This is a genomic window from Aromatoleum tolulyticum, assembly GCF_900156155.1.
Taxonomy (GTDB): domain Bacteria; phylum Pseudomonadota; class Gammaproteobacteria; order Burkholderiales; family Rhodocyclaceae; genus Aromatoleum; species Aromatoleum tolulyticum.
In genome coordinates this window covers 360,313-379,882 of the sequence record NZ_FTMD01000002.1, presented here as the reverse complement: position 1 = coordinate 379,882, position 19,570 = coordinate 360,313, and the positions used below count along the sequence as shown (strand labels likewise).

At 65.8% G+C, this 19,570-nt stretch carries 12 protein-coding genes and 1 pseudogene; 11 read left to right on the top strand and 2 right to left on the bottom strand.

Features of this window, described 5'->3' with window-relative positions; translation table 11 throughout:
* Positions 1 to 386 precede the first annotated feature (386 nt).
* Positions 387 to 2,267, top strand: coding sequence for a glucokinase (locus BW991_RS04345; RefSeq protein ID WP_076600853.1), 1,881 nt, complete (start codon positions 387 to 389; stop codon positions 2,265 to 2,267).
* 97 nt (positions 2,268 to 2,364) lie between these two features.
* Here the strand turns inward: BW991_RS04345 and BW991_RS04340 are convergent, their stop codons facing one another.
* The gene (locus tag BW991_RS04340; RefSeq protein WP_084204954.1) at positions 2,365 to 3,636 is read right to left on the bottom strand and encodes an ABC transporter substrate-binding protein; all 1,272 of its coding nucleotides are present in this window, start codon (positions 3,634 to 3,636) and stop codon (positions 2,365 to 2,367) included.
* A gap of 85 nt (positions 3,637 to 3,721) precedes the next feature.
* On the opposite strand from BW991_RS04340, the gene BW991_RS04335 reads away from it, so the two are divergent.
* The 3 genes and pseudogenes from BW991_RS04335 (at position 3,722) to BW991_RS04330 (ending at position 8,620) form a co-directional block, all read left to right on the top strand.
* Positions 3,722 to 6,307 carry a response regulator gene (locus BW991_RS04335; RefSeq protein ID WP_244551606.1) on the top strand — a complete coding sequence of 862 codons (2,586 nt, stop codon included), beginning with the start codon at positions 3,722 to 3,724 and terminating at the stop codon, positions 6,305 to 6,307.
* A gap of 57 nt (positions 6,308 to 6,364) precedes the next feature.
* Positions 6,365 to 6,454: pseudogene (locus tag BW991_RS24445) on the top strand (Gfo/Idh/MocA family protein); the annotation flags it as partial.
* A 624-nt stretch (positions 6,455 to 7,078) separates the two neighbouring features.
* Positions 7,079 to 8,620, top strand: coding sequence for a carbohydrate porin (locus BW991_RS04330; RefSeq protein ID WP_076600852.1), 1,542 nt, complete (start codon positions 7,079 to 7,081; stop codon positions 8,618 to 8,620).
* 90 nt (positions 8,621 to 8,710) lie between these two features.
* Here the strand turns inward: BW991_RS04330 and BW991_RS04325 are convergent, their stop codons facing one another.
* On the bottom strand, positions 8,711 to 9,763 hold the full coding sequence (locus BW991_RS04325) for a substrate-binding domain-containing protein (protein WP_076600851.1): 1,053 nt from the start codon (positions 9,761 to 9,763) through the stop codon (positions 8,711 to 8,713).
* A 248-nt stretch (positions 9,764 to 10,011) separates the two neighbouring features.
* On the opposite strand from BW991_RS04325, the gene BW991_RS04320 reads away from it, so the two are divergent.
* From BW991_RS04320 to treF, 7 genes are all read left to right on the top strand, one after another.
* Complete coding sequence (locus BW991_RS04320; protein WP_076600850.1) at positions 10,012 to 11,661, top strand: glycoside hydrolase family 13 protein; 1,650 nt, start codon at positions 10,012 to 10,014, stop codon at positions 11,659 to 11,661.
* A gap of 16 nt (positions 11,662 to 11,677) precedes the next feature.
* Positions 11,678 to 13,384 (top strand): glycoside hydrolase family 13 protein, encoded by a 1,707-nt coding sequence (locus BW991_RS04315; RefSeq protein WP_076600849.1) that lies wholly within the window; start codon positions 11,678 to 11,680, stop codon positions 13,382 to 13,384.
* A 53-nt stretch (positions 13,385 to 13,437) separates the two neighbouring features.
* On the top strand, positions 13,438 to 14,706 hold the full coding sequence (locus BW991_RS04310; protein WP_076600848.1) for an ABC transporter substrate-binding protein: 1,269 nt from the start codon (positions 13,438 to 13,440) through the stop codon (positions 14,704 to 14,706).
* A 122-nt stretch (positions 14,707 to 14,828) separates the two neighbouring features.
* Positions 14,829 to 15,824 (top strand): carbohydrate ABC transporter permease, encoded by a 996-nt coding sequence (locus tag BW991_RS04305; RefSeq protein WP_076600847.1) that lies wholly within the window; start codon positions 14,829 to 14,831, stop codon positions 15,822 to 15,824.
* Positions 15,821 to 16,666, top strand: coding sequence for a carbohydrate ABC transporter permease (locus BW991_RS04300; RefSeq protein ID WP_076600846.1), 846 nt, complete (start codon positions 15,821 to 15,823; stop codon positions 16,664 to 16,666). The genes BW991_RS04305 and BW991_RS04300 overlap by 4 nt, the downstream gene beginning before the upstream one ends.
* 58 nt (positions 16,667 to 16,724) lie before the next feature.
* Complete coding sequence (locus BW991_RS04295) at positions 16,725 to 17,906, top strand: ABC transporter ATP-binding protein (RefSeq protein WP_076600845.1); 1,182 nt, start codon at positions 16,725 to 16,727, stop codon at positions 17,904 to 17,906.
* Between the two features lie 137 nt (positions 17,907 to 18,043).
* Positions 18,044 to 19,552: an alpha,alpha-trehalase TreF gene (gene treF, locus BW991_RS04290; RefSeq protein WP_076600844.1), complete on the top strand. Its 1,509-nt coding sequence runs from the start codon at positions 18,044 to 18,046 to the stop codon at positions 19,550 to 19,552.
* Positions 19,553 to 19,570 lie beyond the last annotated feature (18 nt).

Genomic DNA, 19,570 nt, shown 5'->3' with positions numbered 1-19,570 from the left:
CCGGGGGCCGAATCTGCCAACCGAGCCGCCACACGTTGGTGCCTCGTCGGGCACCGCGTGGCGGGATGCGCTTTGCTTTCCCGCCCTACGATTCGGCTTTCCAGCGAGCCCGTACTTGATCCACGTAGCCGTAGCCGATCAGTGCGACTTCGATCGGAGAGGACATCACGGAATGTCTCCTTCAGGGCAGGCGAGGGCGGGAAGGCGTGTCGCGGGCTCGAAGATAGGCGATATGACGTTGCCGCGATGCGTCAAAATACGAACTCTTGCGATTTGCGGCGGAACGTGCGGGGCGCCGGCCTTCGGTTCGACGGAATCGCCGAAAGTTTCCCGGGCCCGGACGGCGGCATGCCGCGTCGCGACTGGATCGGGGTAATGGAGTCGACATGACGATCGAAGAAGAAAAAGACCTGAATCGCGAATCCGCGCCGGAGTTCGGCGACGGCCCGCGCCTGCTCGCGGACATCGGCGCGACCAATGCCCGTTTTGCGCTCGAGCGCGCGCCCGGCCGCGTCGAGGCGATCGAGGTCCTGCACTGCGGCGACTATGCCGGCATCGTCGACGTCATCCAGGCCTACCTGCGGCAACAGGGCGGCCCGGCTCCGCGCCACGCGGCGATCGCGATCGCGAATCCGATCGATGGCGATCACGTGAAGATGACGAACCGCGATTGGCAGTTCTCCATCGAGGAGACGCGTCGTGCGCTCGGCTTCGACACCTTGCTGGTCGTGAACGACTTCACCGCGCTCGCGATGGCGCTGTCGCGGCTGTCGACGGGCGAGCGCGTGCAGGTGGGTGGAGGCGAGCCTGCCCCCGACGGCGTGATCGGCCTGATCGGCCCGGGTACCGGCCTCGGCGTGTCCGGCCTGATTCCTGCCGAGGACCGCTGGATCACCCTCGGCAGCGAAGGCGGCCACACCACGTTCGCGCCGGCGGACGAGCGCGAACTCTTCATCCTGCAGTACGCATGGCGCGAAATGCCGCACGTGTCGTCGGAACGGTTCGTGTCCGGCCCCGGCCTGGAGCTGATCCACCGTGCGCTCGCCGAGCGCAATGGCGTGGCGGGCGTGCAGCCTCTGAACGCGGCCGACATCGTCACGCGCGCTGTCGCGGGCGGCGATCCGCTGTGCGCCGAAGTCATCGATTGCTTCTGCGCGATGCTGGGCACGGTCGCGTCGGACCTCGCGCTGACGCTCGGGTCGGTCGGCGGTATCTACATCGGCGGTGGTGTCGTGCCGCGGCTGGGGGCGCTCTTCCAGCGCTCGTCCTTCCGGCAGCGTTTCGAAGCCAAGGGGCGCTTTGCGGACTACCTCGCGCGCATCCCGACCTACCTGATCACCGCGCCGTATCCTGCTCTGCAGGGCGTCTCGGCGATCCTCGGCCACCACCTGCAGGCCGGGACCGGCGGCAGCCCGCTGATCGAAAAGGTGCGTGCGGCGCTGCCGAACCTGAGCAAGGCGGAGCAGCGCGTCGCGCGCCTGCTGCTGGAGCAGCCGCGCAGCTTCGTGAACGATCCGGTCGCGGACATCGCGCATCACGCCGACGTGAGCCAGCCGACCGTGATCCGCTTCTGCCGCACGATGGGCTTCACCGGGCTGTCGGACTTCCGCCTGAAGCTGGCATCGGGCCTTACCGGCACGGTGCCGGTGCGCCACAGCCAGGTGAAGGCCGGCGATGCGGCGCCGGACCTGTCGGCGAAGGTGCTGGACAACACGGTGTCGGCGATCCTGAGCCTGCGCGACGGGCTGGACCCCGCGGCCGTGGAGCTGGCGATCGGACTGCTGCAGAAGGCCTCGCGCATCGAGTTCTATGGCGCGGGCAACTCCAGCATCGTCGCGCTCGACGGCCAGTACAAGTTCTTCCGCTTCCGCATCCCCGCCGTCGCCTACGCCGATCCGCGCCTCGAGGCGATGGCGGCGGAACTGCTGGGGCCCGGCGACGTCGTGGTTGCGATCTCGAGTTCCGGGCGGTTGCCCGAACTGCTGCATGCGGTGGATCTCGCCCTTGCGGCCGGCGCCGCAGTGATCTCGATCACCGCCAGCCACTCGCCGCTCGCGAAGAAGGCCACCGTGAATCTCGCCGTCGATCACTCCGAAGACATCTCGACACACGTCTCGATGATCTCGCGCATCCTGCATCTGCTGATGCTTGACGTACTCGCGGTCGGCGTCGCGGTGCGTGGCGGCGTGCGGCGGGCGGGTCTGCCCGGATCGCGGCGCTCGTCCGATGCGGGCGACGTGGGCGCATTGGTATCGCACGCGAGCTGACCGTCAAGGCGGCAAGGGATGCGACCGATCGCCCTGATCCGGAGGGTGTCTGCCTGCCGGGCCGATACCCGCTACGGTGGAGGCAAACCCCCGCCGTTCAGTGCTTGACGAGGGGGCAGCCGCCCTCGGCGAGCGGCTTGAAGGCCTGTTCGGCAGGGATGGTCCGCAGGATGCGCAGGTAGTCCCACGGGATGGTGATCTCCGCGGGCTTTTTCACTTCCATCAGGTAGGTGTCGTGCACCATGCGGCCGTCCTCGCGCAGGCGGGCGTTGCGCACGATCGGGTCGCGGATCGGCAGTTCGCGCATCTTCGCGACCACGGTCGTACCCTTGTCGCTGCCGCTCGCCGCGACGGCCTTGAAATAATGCGTCAGCGCCGAATAGACGCCGGCCTGCATGTCGTTGGGCATCGCCCCGGTGCGCGCGCGAAAACGTTCCGACCAGGCGCGCGCCTCCGGGTCCCGGTTCCAGTAGAAGGCGTGCGCGAGCTTGAGGCCCTGGGCCAGTTGCGGCTTCATCAGATGCACGTCGTTGAGCGTCGTCGCGACCGCCGCGAGCACCGTCTGGCCCTTGCTCACGCTCAGCACGTCGTAGCTCTGGCGCACGGCGCGGATCATGTCGTCGCCGGCGTTGACCAGCGCGATCGCGTCGGCGCCGGACTGCGCAGCCTGCCGGAGCTGGGCGAAGAGCTGCTCCTGGCCGAGCGTGTGGCGCGCGGCGCCGATCACGTTGCCGCCGCTGGCAGCGATGACCTTCGTCAGGTCGGCCTGCACGTTCTGGCCGAAGGCATTATCGACGGTGACGAAGTACCACGAGCGCGCACCCCGTTGCGTGAGCTCACGTCCGATCGCGGTCGTGAACGCGTAGCCGTCGTACATCCAGTGGATGCCGGTGGGGGCGCAGGCGGAGCCGGTGAGGTCCGAGGTCATCACGCCGTTGTAGAAGACCACCGCCCCGCGCGAGCGGTTGAGCTCCTGCACGGCCAGCGCCGCCGGCGAGGCGACGACGTCGGCGATGACGTCCACGCCTTCCTCGTCGAGCCAGCGGCGTGCCGTTTCGACGGCCCGGACGACATCGTTGCCATGATCCGCGATGACGAGCCTGATCGGACGGCCGGCGACCTCGCCTCCGGCGTCCTCGACCGCCATCCGTGCGGCGGCCGCGGATCCGTGTCCCGAAATGTTGGCGTAGACCGAGCTCATGTCGGCGAGGAGCCCGACCCGCACTTCGCCGTCGGATATCGTGGCTGCGGCCGGGCCCGCGCTGCCGCATGCAATCGCGCCGAATGCCGCGGCCACGAACATGCGCATCCGGCGCCGAGGGCGCGGGCGCCCCTGAAGGCGAAAATTGCCGTCGCGCGTATTGTCCATCGGGGTATCCAGAGCGGAAAATGTCCGCGATCATAGAAGGGGTTTTCCGCAGGCACAACCGTCGGCCTGCCCGAAACATAAGGGGATGTTCAGGTTGAAGGAGCAATCGAAGGGGGCGCAGCGCCTGCCCTTCATCATTTACGTCGTTGCGGTGCTGGCGGGCGTGATGCTGATGATCGGTTTCGCGCGATTCAATACGCTGCACGAGGTGTTCCTGGGCGCCAACTTCAACGCCGTGCATGGCGCACGCACACTGCTGAAGGCGCGCTACTTTCTCGGCCACGCGCAGGAGCGCGTCGAACGCGCCGGCGATGACCTCCAGAAGCGCAGCCAGCATCTCGCCCGCGCCGAGGAGGCGCTCGCGCTGGCGGCGAGCTACGGGGCCGAAGGACAGGACGCCGACCCCGCGCTGCGCCGTTCTCTGTTGAGTCGCATCGACCCGATCCGCGAGTCGGTTTCACGCGTGGCGCTGCTGGACGGCGATGCCGCGGACCAACAGCTCGCCGAAGTTGCGGCCGAGGTGCGCCGGCTTGCGAGCGATTTCGAGGCGGCCGAACTCGACCGCTGGGGAGTGCTGTCTTCGCTGAACGCGCAACTCGCCGATCGCATGGACGGCATGCGCCTGCTCATCGCCGCGATCGTCGCGGGTTTCGCGCTCCTGATGTGGATGCTTGGCTGGGCGCTGTTGCAGGCGCGCAGGGCCGAGATCGGTCTGCGGCGCGCCAAGGATGAGCTCGAGGCGATCCAGCAGACCACCCTGGATGCGGCCGCCGTCGGTATCGCGTACGTGGATGCGAGCAATCCCGCGGACCGTCGCATCACGCGGTCCAACCGCCAGATGGCCACGATCTTCGGCTATCCCGAAGGCGGCATGATCGGCCTCAGGACGGTGGAACTGTTTCCCGATGAGTGGACCCACGACCAGGTGGCGAGCCGGGTGCTGCCCGGCCTCGCGACGGGCGATGTACTGCGCATGGAAACGCAGATGCGTCGTCGCGGTGGCGAGGTGTTCTGGTGCGCGCTGTCGGGCAAGGCGATCGATCCCGGCGATCTCGGACGCGGCCTGGTGTGGACCTTCGACGACGTCACCGAGCGCAAGACCGCGGAGACGGAGGTGCGCGATGCGCGCGAGCGTGCCGAGGCGTGCAGCCGCGCAAAGAGCGAGTTCCTCGCCAACATGAGCCACGAGATCCGCACGCCCTTCACGGGCATTCTGGGCGTGCTCGATCTGCTGCGCCAGACGACGCTGACAGAAAAGCAGGACAGGTACGTCCGCCTCGCGCACGACAGCGCGCGGCAGTTGCTGGGCATCGTCAACGACATCATCGACATTTCCCGCGTCGAGGCCGGCAAGCTCGTGATCCGGCCGGAGAGCTTCGACCCGCGTTCGCTGTTCGACGATGCCGCCCTGATCCATGAGGCTGCCGTCGCGCGCAAGAACCTGCGCTTCAAGACTTCGTGGAGCGGAGATATTCCGCCGCTGCTGCAAGGCGACCCGGTGCGTTTGCGCCAGGTGACCGACAACCTGCTCAGCAATGCGGTGAAGTTCACCGCCAGCGGCGGGATAACGTTGAGCGTCGGCTGGCAGCCGACCGACGCGACCACGGGGCGTCTGCGGGTGGAGGTGCGCGACACCGGGATCGGGATCGCACGGCAATTCCAGGAAAAAATTTTCGAGAAGTTTGCGCAGGCCGATTCGTCGACGACACGCATGTTCGGCGGCAGCGGACTGGGACTCGCGATCTGCCGCCAGCTCGTCGGCCTGATGGGCGGCGAGCTGGGCCTCAAGAGCCGCGAAGGCAGGGGCAGCACCTTCTGGTTCGAGCTGCCTCTCGCGCTGGGCGACCCGCTTCCGGCGCCGGTGCCGCACGCCGTCGCGGGGCGTCTTGCGGGCGTTCGCGTCGTGCTCGCGGACGACGTGGAGGTGAGCCAGGAAGTGCTCGGCGAGTACCTGCGTGCAGGCGGATGCGTCGTGCGGTCGGCGCGCAACGGCGACGAGGCCGTCGCGCTGGTGCGCGACTGGAAGCCCGATCTGGTGTTGATGGACTGCCAGATGCCATGCACGGACGGGTATGAGGCAGCGCGCCGCATCCGTCTGCTCGAGGATTCCGCGCGGCACACGCCGATCATTGCGCTGACCGCGTTCGCAATGAGCGGGGATCGCGAGAAGTGCCTCGAGTCGGGGATGGACGACTACCTGTCCAAGCCGGTCGAGCGCGACGTCCTGCTCGGCACGCTCTTGAAGTGGCTGCGGCGCGACGCGGCGGAGCGCTCGGGGCGGGCGGAGTTCGTCGGGCGAGTGCTGCTTGTGGACGACGATCCGGGCATCCGCGAAGCGAGCAGCGGGCTGCTCCAAGCGCTGGGCTGCGAGGTGAAGGTCGCCGCTTCGGGGCGCGAGGCCCTCGAAGTCGCACTCGGCGAACCGAACCTCGATCTCGTGCTGATGGACTGCCGCATGCCCGGCATGGACGGCTGGGAAACGAGTCGTGCGTGGCGCGAGCGCGAGCGCGAACTCGGCCAGACGCCCACAGCGATCGTTGCACTCACTGCCGGCGAACGCGACGAGAGCCTCGAGCGTTGCCGCGAGGCGGGAATGGACGACTTCCTCGGCAAGCCGTTCTCGCCTGCCGAATTGAGCGGTCTGCTGAGGCGCTGGCTCGCCACTGTCTGAACGGCGTCCGGATCGCAGCTCGCAAACCGCAGACGCTGCGAGCTCCTCCCGCCAAGGTGGTTCGGCACGAAGGCCCTTGCAGGTGGAGGACCGCTGATCGACCTCGGCGTGCATCGGCTCGATCGGGCGTTGTGGTTGATGGGTTGAACCTGCACCTGCATCAGCCGGCCGGCGAGGCGCCCTCGGCGACAGCGGCTTCATGATCGGGCCGCCGCTTATCGGCGGCCTTGCGCATGCTGGTTTACTGACGGCGGCGCTGTCGGTGGTCGTGGCCGGCGCCGCGTTGCCGGTATTTGGCGCCCGCCGGATTTCCTGAAAGGAATGATCGACGCGCTGGACGGACGGGAGTCCGTCCGGCATGCGTTCCCAACGTGTTTCGCTGCGAGGCCTGCTTGGTTGGGCGAAAGCGCTTTCGGGAGAAATAATCCACGAATGAATGTGTAGTTGGAACAAATACACTAACCGTGTACGTCAATGTTGACTCCTGATATGGCTTTCTGGAAGAGCGTTAAGTATCAATAAAATCGGACTTTATTGGTCGTTCAAGGATGTTTCGGCCCCCCTCGATGCGTGCTTGACTTGTCAAAAAGATACAAAGTATTTGCGTTCGAAAAGTAGCAATACTACACTTCGCGTCAACACGGATCTGGCGAAGCCGGTCCGCGTGCGGAGAGTAAGTCGACAAACGTTTTCCGTCCGGTGCACGCGCCCGCAGAGGTGTGGTGACGGGCGGCATGGCACGAAGAAATCGAGGAAGAGGAGACAACCAGGATGATCACGAAGAAATCCGCCATCGCTCTCGGCATCGCGCTGGCTTTCTGCGGAAGCGCCGGCGCGGCCGACAAGACAAAGCAGACGCGCGTCGAGGAACTCGAGGCGCGCATCGCAAAGCTCGAGGAGATGCTGCGTCAGGTGACCACGGCCGCCCAGCAGGCGACCACTGCGGCCCAGCAAGCTACGACCGCCGCGCAGCAGGCGAGCAGCAGCGCCCAGCAGGCCGGCGAAGTTGCCCGCAAGGCCGACACCACCGCGTCGGCGGCGAAGGCGGCCAGCGATGCGCAGGCGCCGCTGACCAAGGCGGCGGCCGAAACCGCGTCGTCCTTCGAGTTCCACGGATATGCCCGCGCGGGCACCGTGTCGAACAGCGACATGTTCACTGTGAAGGGGGTAGGCCCCTACATCACGCCGGCAGGCAATCTGGGTGGTGCGGTGGGCCGCCTGGGCCTGGAGACCGATACCTATGCCGAAGCGAAGTTGCTGAAGAACTTCCGCTCGGATGACGGCAGTTGGGCGACCTTCGGCTTCATGCTTGCCGACGGCGTCAATAGCAATAACGACTGGACCGGTGGCGAGAACGGCATCAACGTTCGCTGGGCGTATGCCGAAATGGGCAACCTTCCGACCTTCAAGGGCACGGCGCTGGAGAACGCGACGATCTGGGCGGGCAAACGCTTCGACAAGAAGAACTTCGACATCCATTTCTTTGACAGCGATTTTGTCTTCCTGTCGGGCACCGGTGCGGGGGTCTACGACGCCCAGGTGACGCCGGACTGGAAAACCAACGTGTCGGTGTACGGTCGCGACTTCCTCAATGAGGACGACGAAGGCATCAAGAGCTACGTCTTCACGATGAACAACTATGTCGGCAACTGGCAGTTCATGCTCAACGGCATGCATGCGAAGAACAACGACGTGAACGGCAGCGACCGCGCGACCAGCGGCTTGCACGGCCTGTTTGCCTATCATGCGCCGAGCTTCTACGGGGTCGCCGATGGCTTCTCGAAGACCGGCGTGCTGGCTGGTCGGGGCTTGGGGGCCGAGGTCAAGCGGCTCGGCGCGGTCGGTAATCTGCTGGAAGACGCTCAGGCGTTTCGCGTGATGAGCTTCGGCGTGACCGATCTCGCGCCGAAATGGAAAGTCTCGCCCGCGCTGATGGCCGAAGTCAGCAAGGATCGCTTCAACAAGGGCGACGAGTACAAGTGGGCGTCCGCCAACCTGCGCTTCACCAACGCCATCAACAAGAACTTCGCGATGCAGTACGAAGGCAGCTTCCAGTACATGGATCTGGACAGCACCTTCACCCAGGCGAAGGGCAACTTCTACAAGCTGACCGTCTCACCAACCTTCAAGCTCGACACCGGCGCCGGCTTCTTTGCGCGGCCCGAGCTGCGCCTCTTCGCCACGTGGATGGGTTGGGACAAGGATCTGAACGGTTTTACCTACGACGGCAGCGCGAACGAGGGTTTCGGCAGCACGAAATTCACCGGCGACAGCAAGTGGCTGGTGGGCGCGCAGATGGAAGTGTGGTTCTGAGCCTGAAGGCCTGAACAGGGTGAAACCATGGAGCCCCGCCGCAGCGCGCGGTTCTCATGGGCAGCCTTCCCCGGTTGTGCCCGGGAGGGGCTAGCCGAGCGCCTTCGCGCGCGGGCGTCGGGTAGGGGCGGGCGGCGGGCCGTCCGTCTCGCCCGCGCCGACGCACGGCTGCCCGAGGCGGTGCAGGTCGGCGAGCGGCTTGCCGGCAAGCACGTCGAGCACCAGATCGGCGAGGGCGCGGCCGGTCGACTCGCCGGTCGGCTGCAGCACGGCGGTCACAGTGCAGGTGAGCGGAATCTCGGACGGGATGCCGTCGTACACGATCAGCGACATCCCGCTGCCGGGCTTCCAGCCCTTGTCCCCGAGGGCGCGCAATGCGCCCACGCCCGCGACGTTGTTGTCGACCAGCAGCGCGGTGGGGGGCTTCTTCATCGCCAGCAGCCTGCCGACGGCCTGGTATCCGCCGATGCGGTTGAGCGGGGCCTCGATGACCAGTTCGGGATCGGGTTCGAGGCCGGCTTCGCGCAAGGCCGTGATGAAGCCCTTGTAGCGCTGCGCTGCGAAGGTCAACTCCAGCGGCGCATGGATCAGGGCGATGCGGCGGTGGCCCAGGTCGAGCAGGCGCCGGGCGGCCATGCGGCCGCCGGCTTCGTTGTCGAAATCGAACCACGCATAGGGCAGCGCCGTTTCCGTGCGGCCATAGGCGACGAACGGAAAGTTGCGTTCCTGCAGGAAGCGGATGCGCGGGTCGTCCAGGCGCGTGCGCGCGACGATCAGTGCGTCGACGCGCCGGCCATCGATGAGGCGACGGTAGGTGTCGAGCTCGACGTCGGGGCGCGACGAATGGATCAGCAGGTCGATGCGGTGCTCCGCGAGCCGCTCGGTGAGGCCGGATACGACCTCGCCGAAGCGCATGTCGCCGATGTCGCTCGCGCCGAACGGATACACGATGCCGATCGCGTCGGCGCGGCCGGTGGCGAGCTGCCGCGCCTGGGGATTGGGCTGGTAGCCGAGCTGGCTTGCGGCCTCGATGACGCGCTGGCGCGTGGTCTCGCTGACGTCCGAATAGCCGTTGAGCGCACGGCTCACGGTCGTTTGCGACAGTCCGAGCGACTCGGACAGCATTTTCAGATTGACCTTCATCGGTGTTCCTTCGGCCCGTATCGGGCATTCATGGGCCGTTTGCGGACGGCCCGCGCTATGACCCAAGTCTAGCGAGTTTTCGGGAGCGGGTTCCTCACACAAAAAACAGTTTACATCCAAAGCGCTTCGGATTACGATCCAAACCGCTTTGGAAGATTTTATAGCTTCATCAGACATATTCATCAAGAGCGGGTTTTCGATGTCCCCGGCGCGTATGTCGTGCGGGGCGCTGAGCGAGGAGCAGGGGCTTGGAAACGAAGTGGTGGCACGACGCCGTGGTGTATCAGATCTATCCGCGCAGCTTCTGCGATGCGAACGGCGACGGCATCGGCGATCTCGCCGGGATCATCGCCAGGCTGGACTACCTGCGCACGCTGGGCGTGAATGTGATCTGGCTGTCGCCGGTATACCGCTCGCCGATGGACGACAACGGCTACGACATCTCGGACTACTGCGACATCGCGCCGGAGTTCGGCACGCTTGAAGAGATGGATGCGCTGATCGCCGAGGCCGCCAGGCGCGAGATCCGCATCGTGATGGACCTCGTCGTCAATCACACCTCGGACGAGCACCCGTGGTTCGTCGAGGCGCGGAAGTCGAGGGACAACCCGTACCGCGATTACTACATCTGGCGCGCGCCGCAGGCCGACGGCTCGGTGCCGGACGTGCAGCGTTCCTACTTTGGCGGTAGCGCCTGGGAGTTCGACGCGGCGACCGGCGAGTACTACTTCCACCTGTTCTCGAAGCGCCAGCCGGATCTGAACTGGGCGAACCCCAAGGTCCAGCGCGAAGTGCATCGCATGATGAACTGGTGGCTCGACCGCGGCATCGGCGGCTTCCGCATGGACGTGATCGACCTGATCGGCAAGGACGTCGACGCCGGCGTCACGACCAATGGCCCGCGCCTGCATGCGCTGCTGCGCGAGATGAATGCGGCGACTTTCGGCGAGCGCGACGTGCTGACCGTGGGCGAGGCGTGGAGCGCGACGCCGGAGATCGCGAAGCTCTATTCCGATCCGTTGCGCCGCGAGCTGTCGATGGTGTTCCAGTTCGAACACATCACGATCACCTGGGATCCTGAGCACGGCAAATGGGCGCCGCGCGCGTTCGACCTGCGCGAGTTCAAGCAGGTGATCACGAAATGGCAGACGGCGCTTGCCGACACCGGTTGGAATTCGCTCTTCTGGAACAACCACGACTTGCCGCGTGCGGTGTCGAAGTACGGCGATCCGGGCCGCTACCGCGTCGAGTCCGCGAAGATGCTCGCGACCGCGCTGCATTTCCTGAAGGGCACGCCCTACGTCTATCAGGGCGAGGAGATCGGCATGACCAACGTGCGCTTCGACTCGATCGCCGACTACCAGGACATCGAGTCGCTGAACCTCTACCGCGAGCGCACCGCGGCGGGCGTGCCGCACGCGGCGATGATGGAAGGCATCTACGCCAACGGCCGCGACAACGCCCGCACGCCGATGCAGTGGGATGACACGGTCAATGCCGGCTTCACGGCCAGCACGCCCTGGCTGAAGGTGAATCCCAACTACCGCGAGATCAACGCGGCGGCGGCGCTCGACGACCCGAACTCGATCTTCCATCACTACCGCCGCCTGATCGCGCTGCGCAAGCAGCGCGCGGCGATGGTGCACGGCGATTACCGGCCGCTGTTCGAGGCGCACCCGCAGGTCTTCGCCTACGAACGCAATCTCGGCGACGAGCGCATCGTCGTCATCAGCAACTTCTTCGCGGAGCCGGTCGAGCTGGAACTGCCGGCCGGGCTGCGCGGCGTGCGGGGCGAATGCCTCGTGAGCAACTACGACAGCCGCGGCGAGCTGGGCGACACGCTCGCGCTACGCCCCTACGAATCCTTCGCCCTCGCGCTCGGCGCGCGGGCAGCCTGACGAGAGGAATCCCCCAATGAGTGAACAGCACAACAAGGTCGTGAAGACGCAGTGGTGGAAGGAGGCGGTCGCCTACCAGATCTACCCGCGCAGCTTCATGGACTCCAATGGCGATGGCATCGGCGACCTGAACGGCATCACCGCGCGCCTCGACTACCTGAAGGCGCTCGGCATCGACGTGATCTGGATTTGCCCGATGTACAAGTCGCCCAACGACGACAACGGCTACGACATCGCCGATTACCACGCGATCATGGAGGAGTTCGGCACGATGGCCGACTTCGATCGCCTGCTCGACGCGGTGCATAGCCGCGGCATGCGCCTGATCCTCGACCTGGTGGTGAACCACACCAGCGACGAGCACGCGTGGTTCATCGAGTCGCGCTCGTCGAAGGACAACCCGAAGCGCGACTGGTACGTGTGGCGCGACGGCAAGGATGGCAAGGGGGGTGAAAAAGGCAATGAGCCGAACAACTGGGAAAGCATCTTCAAGGGTTCGGCGTGGAAGTACGACGAGACGACGGGCCAGTACTTCCTGCACCTCTTCTCGACGCGCCAGCCCGACCTGAACTGGGAAAACCCGGAAGTGCGCACGGCGATCAACGACATGGTGCGCTGGTGGCTGGACAAGGGCATCGACGGCTACCGTCTCGACGCCGTGAGCCACATGAAGAAGGTGGCCGGGCTGCCCGACATGCCGAACCCGCAAGGGCTCGACTACGTGTCCTGCCTGGATATGCACATGAATGTCGACGGCGTGCTCGACTACATGGACAACCTGTGCCAGAACAGTTTTGCGGACTACGACATCATGACGGTGGGCGAGGCCAACGGCGTTTCCGCCGAGCAGGCGCGCGACTGGGTGGGGACGGACCGCAATCGCCTCAACATGATCTTCCAGTTCGAGCACCTCCACCTGTGGGCGCAGGACCCGAAGGCGGCGCTGGACGTCGTCGGGTTGAAGAAGATTTTCTCGCGCTGGCAGGGCACGTTGCACGGCGTGGGCTGGAACGCGCTGTTCCTCGAGAACCACGACATCCCGCGCATCGTGTCGAAGTGGGGCGATGTCGAGCACTACTGGCGCGAGAGCGCGACCGCGCTCGCGACGATGTATTTCCTGATGGAAGGCACGCCCTTCATCTATCAGGGGCAGGAGATCGGGATGACCAACACCCGCTTCGACGGCATCGACGACTTCAACGACGTCTTCGCGAAGAACGAGTTCGCGCTGCAGCGCGCGCAGGGTGTGCCGGCCTCCGACATCATCGCCGGGCTGGCGGTGACCTCGCGCGACAACTCGCGCACGCCGATGCAGTGGGACGCCTCGCCCAACGCCGGTTTCACGAGCGGCACGCCCTGGCTGAAGGTGAATCCGAACTACCCCGCGATCAACGTCGCGCAGCAGGAAGCCGACCCCGACTCGATCCTGAATTACCACCGCCGCCTGATTGCGCTGCGCAAGGCCGAACGGGCGCTGGTGCACGGCCGCTACGCGCTGCTGCTGGACAACGATCCGCAGATCTACGCCTACACGCGCACGCTGGGCAGCGCACAGATCGTCGTCATCACGAACCTGTCGGGCAAGGACGCGCGCTGCGGGCATGACGGTTTCGCGCTGCGTCATGAAGACCTGCTGCTCGCGAATTACCCGGTCGCGGCGCACGAAGACACCCGCCGGCTGACGCTGCGCCCGTTTGAAGCCCGCGTGTACCGCGTGAGCTGACCCGGCACCGAACACACACTACCGAAACTGAAGATTACGGAGGAGACACCATCATGAAGAAACTGCTACCGGCTGCCCTGGGCGCCCTGTTGTTCGCGGCATTGCCCGCCGCGCACGCCGACACGCTCAAGATGGCGTGCAACATCTCGGGTGCGATGAAGCCGTTCTGCGAGCACGTCAAGCAGCGCTTCGAGAAGGAAACGCCGCACAAGCTCGAATTCGTCGAGATGCCGGCGGCTTCCGACGAAAAGCTCGCGCTGTTCCAGCAGATCTTCGCCGCGAAGGACGGCAACGCGGTCGACGTGCTGTCGATCGACGTGATCTGGGTCGGCCTGCTGGACAAGCACATGCTCGACCTGACCGACAAGGTGAAGGACCTGGAGCCGGCCTTCTTCCCCAACAACTGGAAGAACAACATCGTCAACGGCCGGATCAAGGCCGTGCCGGGGCAGGTCGATGCCGGGATGATGTACTACCGCAAGGACCTGCTGGAAAAGTACAAGGAGCAACCGCCCAAGACCTGGGAGGACCTGACCCGCATCGCAACGAAAATCCAGAAGGCCGAGCGCGACGCCGGGCAGAAGAATTTCTGGGGCTTCGTCTTCCAGGGCAAGGCCTACGAGGGCCTCTCCTGCGACGTGATGGAGTGGGTTGCGTCCTACAACGGCGGCACTTTCGTCGACCCTGCGGGCAACGTGACGATCAATAATCCCAAGGCGGCGAAGGCGCTCAACACCGCGGCGAGCTGGGTCGGCACGATCGCGCCGAAGGGCGTGATGGGCTATCAGGAGGAGGAGTCGCGCGCGGTGTTCCAGAACGGCGACGCGCTCTTCATGCGCAACTGGCCCTACGCCTACCTGCTGACGCAGGACGCCACCAGCCCGGTCAGGGGCAAGGTCGGCGTGCTGCCGATTCCGAAGGGCGGTGAGGACGGTCTGCATGCGGCGACGCTCGGCGGCTGGCAGTGGGGCGTGAGCACCTACTCGAAGAATCCCGATGCGGCCGTGAAGCTGGTGCGCATCCTGTCCGAGTCGGACACGCAGAAACGCGCCTTCATGCTGCTGGGCATTCCGCCCGCGCGCGTCGATACCTACCAGGATGCGGAAGTGCAGGCCAAGGCGCCGTACCTCGCGGAGTTCAAGGACGTGTTCGCGAACGCCGTGCCGCGTCCCTCGACCCCGACGCGCTCGCAGTTCCCGAAAGTGTCGAAGGCGATGTTCAACGCCGGCTATGACGTGCTGAGCGGCCGCGCGACCGGCGAACAGGCGGTGGCGGACCTCGAGGACAAGTTGAAGCGCATCAAGGGCCGCGAGTGGAAGTGATTGCGATGCCGGCGTGACAGCTTCGGCGCATCGTTCCTCCCCCTTGAAGGGGAGGGGGCTACCGTGCAGCACTCAGCCGGACTTCACGCGATTGCTGGCCGGGTTAATACGAGGTATCAACGATGACTCACAATTCCGAAAGCCTGCTGCCATCGGCCGCGGTCGCACCGCCCCCGACGGCGAGCGCGCCGGGCCGCAAGCGCAGCCTGCAACAGCGCCGCGCCCGCGCGGCATGGGTGCTGGTCGCGCCGGCGCTGATACTGCTGTTCGCGGTGGCGGGCTGGCCGCTGTTGCGCACGCTGTTCTACAGCTTTACCGACGCCGCGATGGATACCCCCGAGGAGTACAACTTCGTCGGGTTGGCCAACTATCTCGACTTCGCCGACGGCGAGCGCTTCGGCGTGCTCGCTGACCCATTGTGGTGGCAGGCGGTTGGCAACACGCTGTGGTTCACGGCGTGCTCGGTGTCGCTGGAACTGTTCTTCGGCATGCTGCTCGCGTTGCTGATGAACGAGAAGTTTCGCGGCCAGGGCCTCGTGCGTGCGGCGATCCTGGTGCCGTGGGCGATCCCGACGATCGTCACGGCGAAGATGTGGGGCTGGATGTTCCACGACCAGTACGGCGTGATCAACGACCTGCTGCTGCGCGTCGGCCTGATCGAGACGCCGCTCGCGTGGATCGCCGAACCGACGCTGTCGATGTGGGCGGTGGTGATCGCCGACGTGTGGAAGACGGTGCCCTTCATGGCGCTGATGCTGCTCGCCGCGCTGCAGATGATCCCCTCCGACCTCTACGAGGCCGCACGCGTCGATGGCGCCACCGCGTGGCAGCGTTTCCGCCGCATCACGTTGCCGCTGATCATGCCGGCGATGATCGTCGCGCTGATCTTCCGCGTGATGGACGCGCTGCGCGTGTTCGACCTGATCTACGTGCTGACTTCGAACAGCGAGGCGACGATCTCGATCTCCGGCTACGCCCGCGAGCAGATGGTGTCCTTCCAGGAGATGGGCGTCGGCTCGGCCGCATCGGTGCTGGTGTTCATGATGGTCGCAGGCATCGCCGCGTGCTTCCTGTGGATCAACCGCTTCAGCCACGAAGGCAAGGAGGCACGGGAATGAAGCTCACACGCCAACAACGAGAGCTGGGCACGAAATTCTGGATCTACCTGGCGGCCCTGGTCGTCAGCGTGATCTGCGTGTTCCCGTTCTACAACGCAATCCTGACCTCGCTGCGCACGGGGCAGGATCTCTTCCTGACGAGCTACCTGCCGACCACCTTCCACTGGGAGAACTACGTCAGCGCGCTGGGCGAGAACGGCGTTGGACGCAGCCTGCTGAACTCCTTCCTCGTCGCGACGATCGCCGTCGGTATCTGCCTGCTGGTGTCGATCACCGCGGCCTTCGCGCTGGCGCGGGTGCGCTTCCGCGGCCGCAAATACATCCTCTTCACGATCCTGTGCGTGTCGATGTTCCCGCAGGTCGCGGTGCTGTCGGGGATGTTCGAGCTGGTGCGCTTCCTCGGCCTGTACGACTCGATCGGCTCGCTGATCCTGTCCTACACCACCTTCTCGCTGCCCTTCACGGTGTGGGTGCTGACGACCTTCATGCGCTCGCTGCCGGTTGAGCTGGAAGAGGCCGCGATCGTCGATGGCGCAAGCCTGTGGGTGATCATCACCAAGATCTTCGCACCGATCATGGGGCCGTCGCTGGTCACCACCGGGCTGCTCGCCTTCATCGGCGCATGGAACGAGTTCATGTTCGCGCTGACCTTCATCATCTCCAACGAGAACCGCACCGTGCCGGTCGCCATCGGCATGTTGCAGGGCACCTCGCAGTACGAATTGCCGTGGGGGCACATCATGGCCGCGTCGGTGGTCGTGACGATCCCGATCATCGTGCTGGTGCTGATCTTCCAGAAGCGCATCGTCAGCGGGCTGACCGCCGGCGCCGTCAAAGGCTAATCACGAACAGAACCCGGCGCGCCCGCGGCGGTCCGCCCCCCGACAAGGAATCACGATCATGGCTCAACTGACTCTCGAGAAACTCAACAAGCGCTACGGCGACGCCGCGCAGGTCATCAAGGCGATCGACCTGCAGGTCAACAGCGGCGAATTCGTCGTCATCGTCGGCCCGTCCGGCTGCGGCAAGTCGACGCTGCTGCGCATGATCGCCGGCCTGGAGGACATCTCCGGCGGCAACATGTACATCGACGGCACCCGCGTGAATGACGACACGCCGTCCGAGCGCGGCATCGGCATGGTGTTCCAGTCGTATGCGCTGTACCCCCATATGAGCGTGTACGAAAACATGGCCTTCGGCCTGCAGCTCGCGAAGCTGCCGAAGGACGAGATCGCGCGCCGCGTGGAGCAGAGCGCCCGCATCCTGCAGCTCGAACCGCTGCTGCAGCGGCGTCCGAAGGATCTTTCCGGCGGCCAGCGCCAGCGCGTCGCGATCGGTCGCGCCATTGCGCGCGAGCCCAAGCTCTTCCTCTTCGACGAGCCGCTATCGAACCTCGACGCGGCGCTGCGCGTGCAGATGCGCATGGAGATCGCCGCGCTGCACCGCCGCCTTAAATCCACGATCATCTACGTCACGCATGATCAGGTCGAGGCGATGACGCTCGCGCAGCGCATCGTCGTCCTGAACCGCGGCAACGTCGAGCAGGTCGGCACGCCGCTGGAACTCTACGACCATCCCGCGAACGAGTTCGTCGCTCAATTCATCGGCTCGCCGAAGATGAACCTGCTCCCCGGCACCTTGGTGAGCTCGGGCGATACCGAAAGCGTCGTCAGGCTGTGGCACGGCAAGCAACTGACGGTGCCGATCGCCACGCCCGCGAGCGCCGAAGGGACCAAGGTCAAGCTGGGCATTCGCCCCGAGCACATCGAGTGGGGCACCGTCGCGGACGCGCCTTACCTCGCCGACGTGCTGTTCGTCGAGCACATGGGCAACGAGACCTACCACTACCTCGATAGCGGCAAGCTCGGCGAACCGTGGGTCGTACGCAATTCGCGCCGCTCGGACATCGCGGCCGGCGAGACGGTCGGCTACTCGCTTCCACCCGAGCACTGCCACCTCTTCGACGAGTCGGGCAAGGCCTTCGCTCGTCGCGCCGTCGGCAACGGCGCGAGCTGCCTGCCGGGCATGGACGCGCCCCCGATCACGTTCGCGGAGCCGGCGCGCACGAACGTGATGCACTGAAAGACCGTAGGGCGGAAGAGCGAAGCGCATATCGCCATATGCCCGGTGTTTGACGCCCATGCGGCGGACAACGCCGCTGCGCGGCTCATCCGCCCTACGCAACCCGTCGTGACCGTTCCCCGCGACAAGGAAAATAAGTGACAGAAGACGGACTCCAGACCTCGGGCGCACTGTTCGAGGCCGTGCAGCTCGCGCGCGTGTTCGAGGATTCGAAGACTTTCCCCGACAGTGTCCCGCTTGCGCCGCCGGAGCGGATCGCGGACGAGTTCAACGCGCTCGTCGGCGATTTCGTGCGCAGGCGTTTCGCGCTGCCGGGCCAGGGCGCGGGCACGTCCGGATCCGTGCGGCCGGCGCCAAGCCTCGCCGCCCACATCGACCAGCTGTGGCCCGCGCTCACGCGCGACGCCGATCGCGCCGACGTTCCGCTCGGCTCGCTGATCCCGCTGCCCCATCCCTATGTCGTGCCCGGCGGGCGCTTCCGCGAGATCTACTACTGGGACAGCTACTTCACGATGCTGGGCCTGCTCGCGTCGAAGCGCTTCGACCTCGTCGAGAACATGATCCGCAACTTCGCGTGGCTCATCGACACGCACGGCCACATCCCCAACGGCAACCGCAGCTATTTTCTCAGCCGCTCGCAGCCGCCGATGTTCGCCTTCATGCTGCGCCTGCTCGAGTGCGAACGGGGCTTTGACGCGGTGCGACCGTATCTGCCGCAAGTGGAGCGCGAATATGGCTATTGGATGTCGCGCACGCCGGCACCGCACAACGGTCGTGCGATGGCCGACCGGCGCACGGTGCGCCTCGCCGACGGCGCGCTGCTCAACCGCTACTGGGACGAGCGCAACACGCCGCGCGAAGAGTCCTTCGCCGAGGACGTCGAACTCCATGCCCACGCGGCCCCGCAGCAGCAGGACGAGCTTTACCGCAACCTGCGCGCCGGTGCGGAGTCGGGCTGGGACTTCAGCAGCCGCTGGTGCAATGAGGGCGGACAGCTGGAGAGCATCCGCACGACCGAATTGATCCCGGTCGACCTCAACTGCCTGCTGTTCCGCATCGAGCGGATGCTTGGCGACTGGCTCGCGCAACTGGGCGAACCCCGTGCCGTCGATTACCGGCTCGCGGCCGAGCGCCGGCGCGTGGCAATCATCAAGCACTGCTGGAACGAAGAGCTGGGCTGGTTCTTCGACGGGGCCTGGCGCGACGGAAAGCAGAGCGGATGCTGGTCACTGGCGGGCGGTTTCCCGCTGTACTGCGGTCTCGTCGACGAGGCGCAGGCCGAACGCGTCGCGCGCAACATCGCCCAGCGTTTCCTGCGACCCGGCGGGGTCGTGACGACCCTGACCGATTCGCATGAACAGTGGGATTCGCCGAACGGCTGGGCGCCGCTGCAGTGGGTGGTGGTGCAGGGGCTGCTCGACTACGGATATGACCAACTTGCGCGCGAGATCGCGACCCGTTTCGTCGAGCTGGCCGACCGGGTGTGGCGCCGCACCGGCAAGCTGATGGAAAAGTATGACGTGTGCGACATGGGGCTCGACGCCGGTGGCGGCGAGTATCCGGTGCAGGACGGCTTCGGCTGGACCAACGGGGTCGTGCGCGCCTTCATCGAACGCTTCGAGCTCGACGCGTATCGGGGCTCCTGAATCCTCGATCGCCTCGCT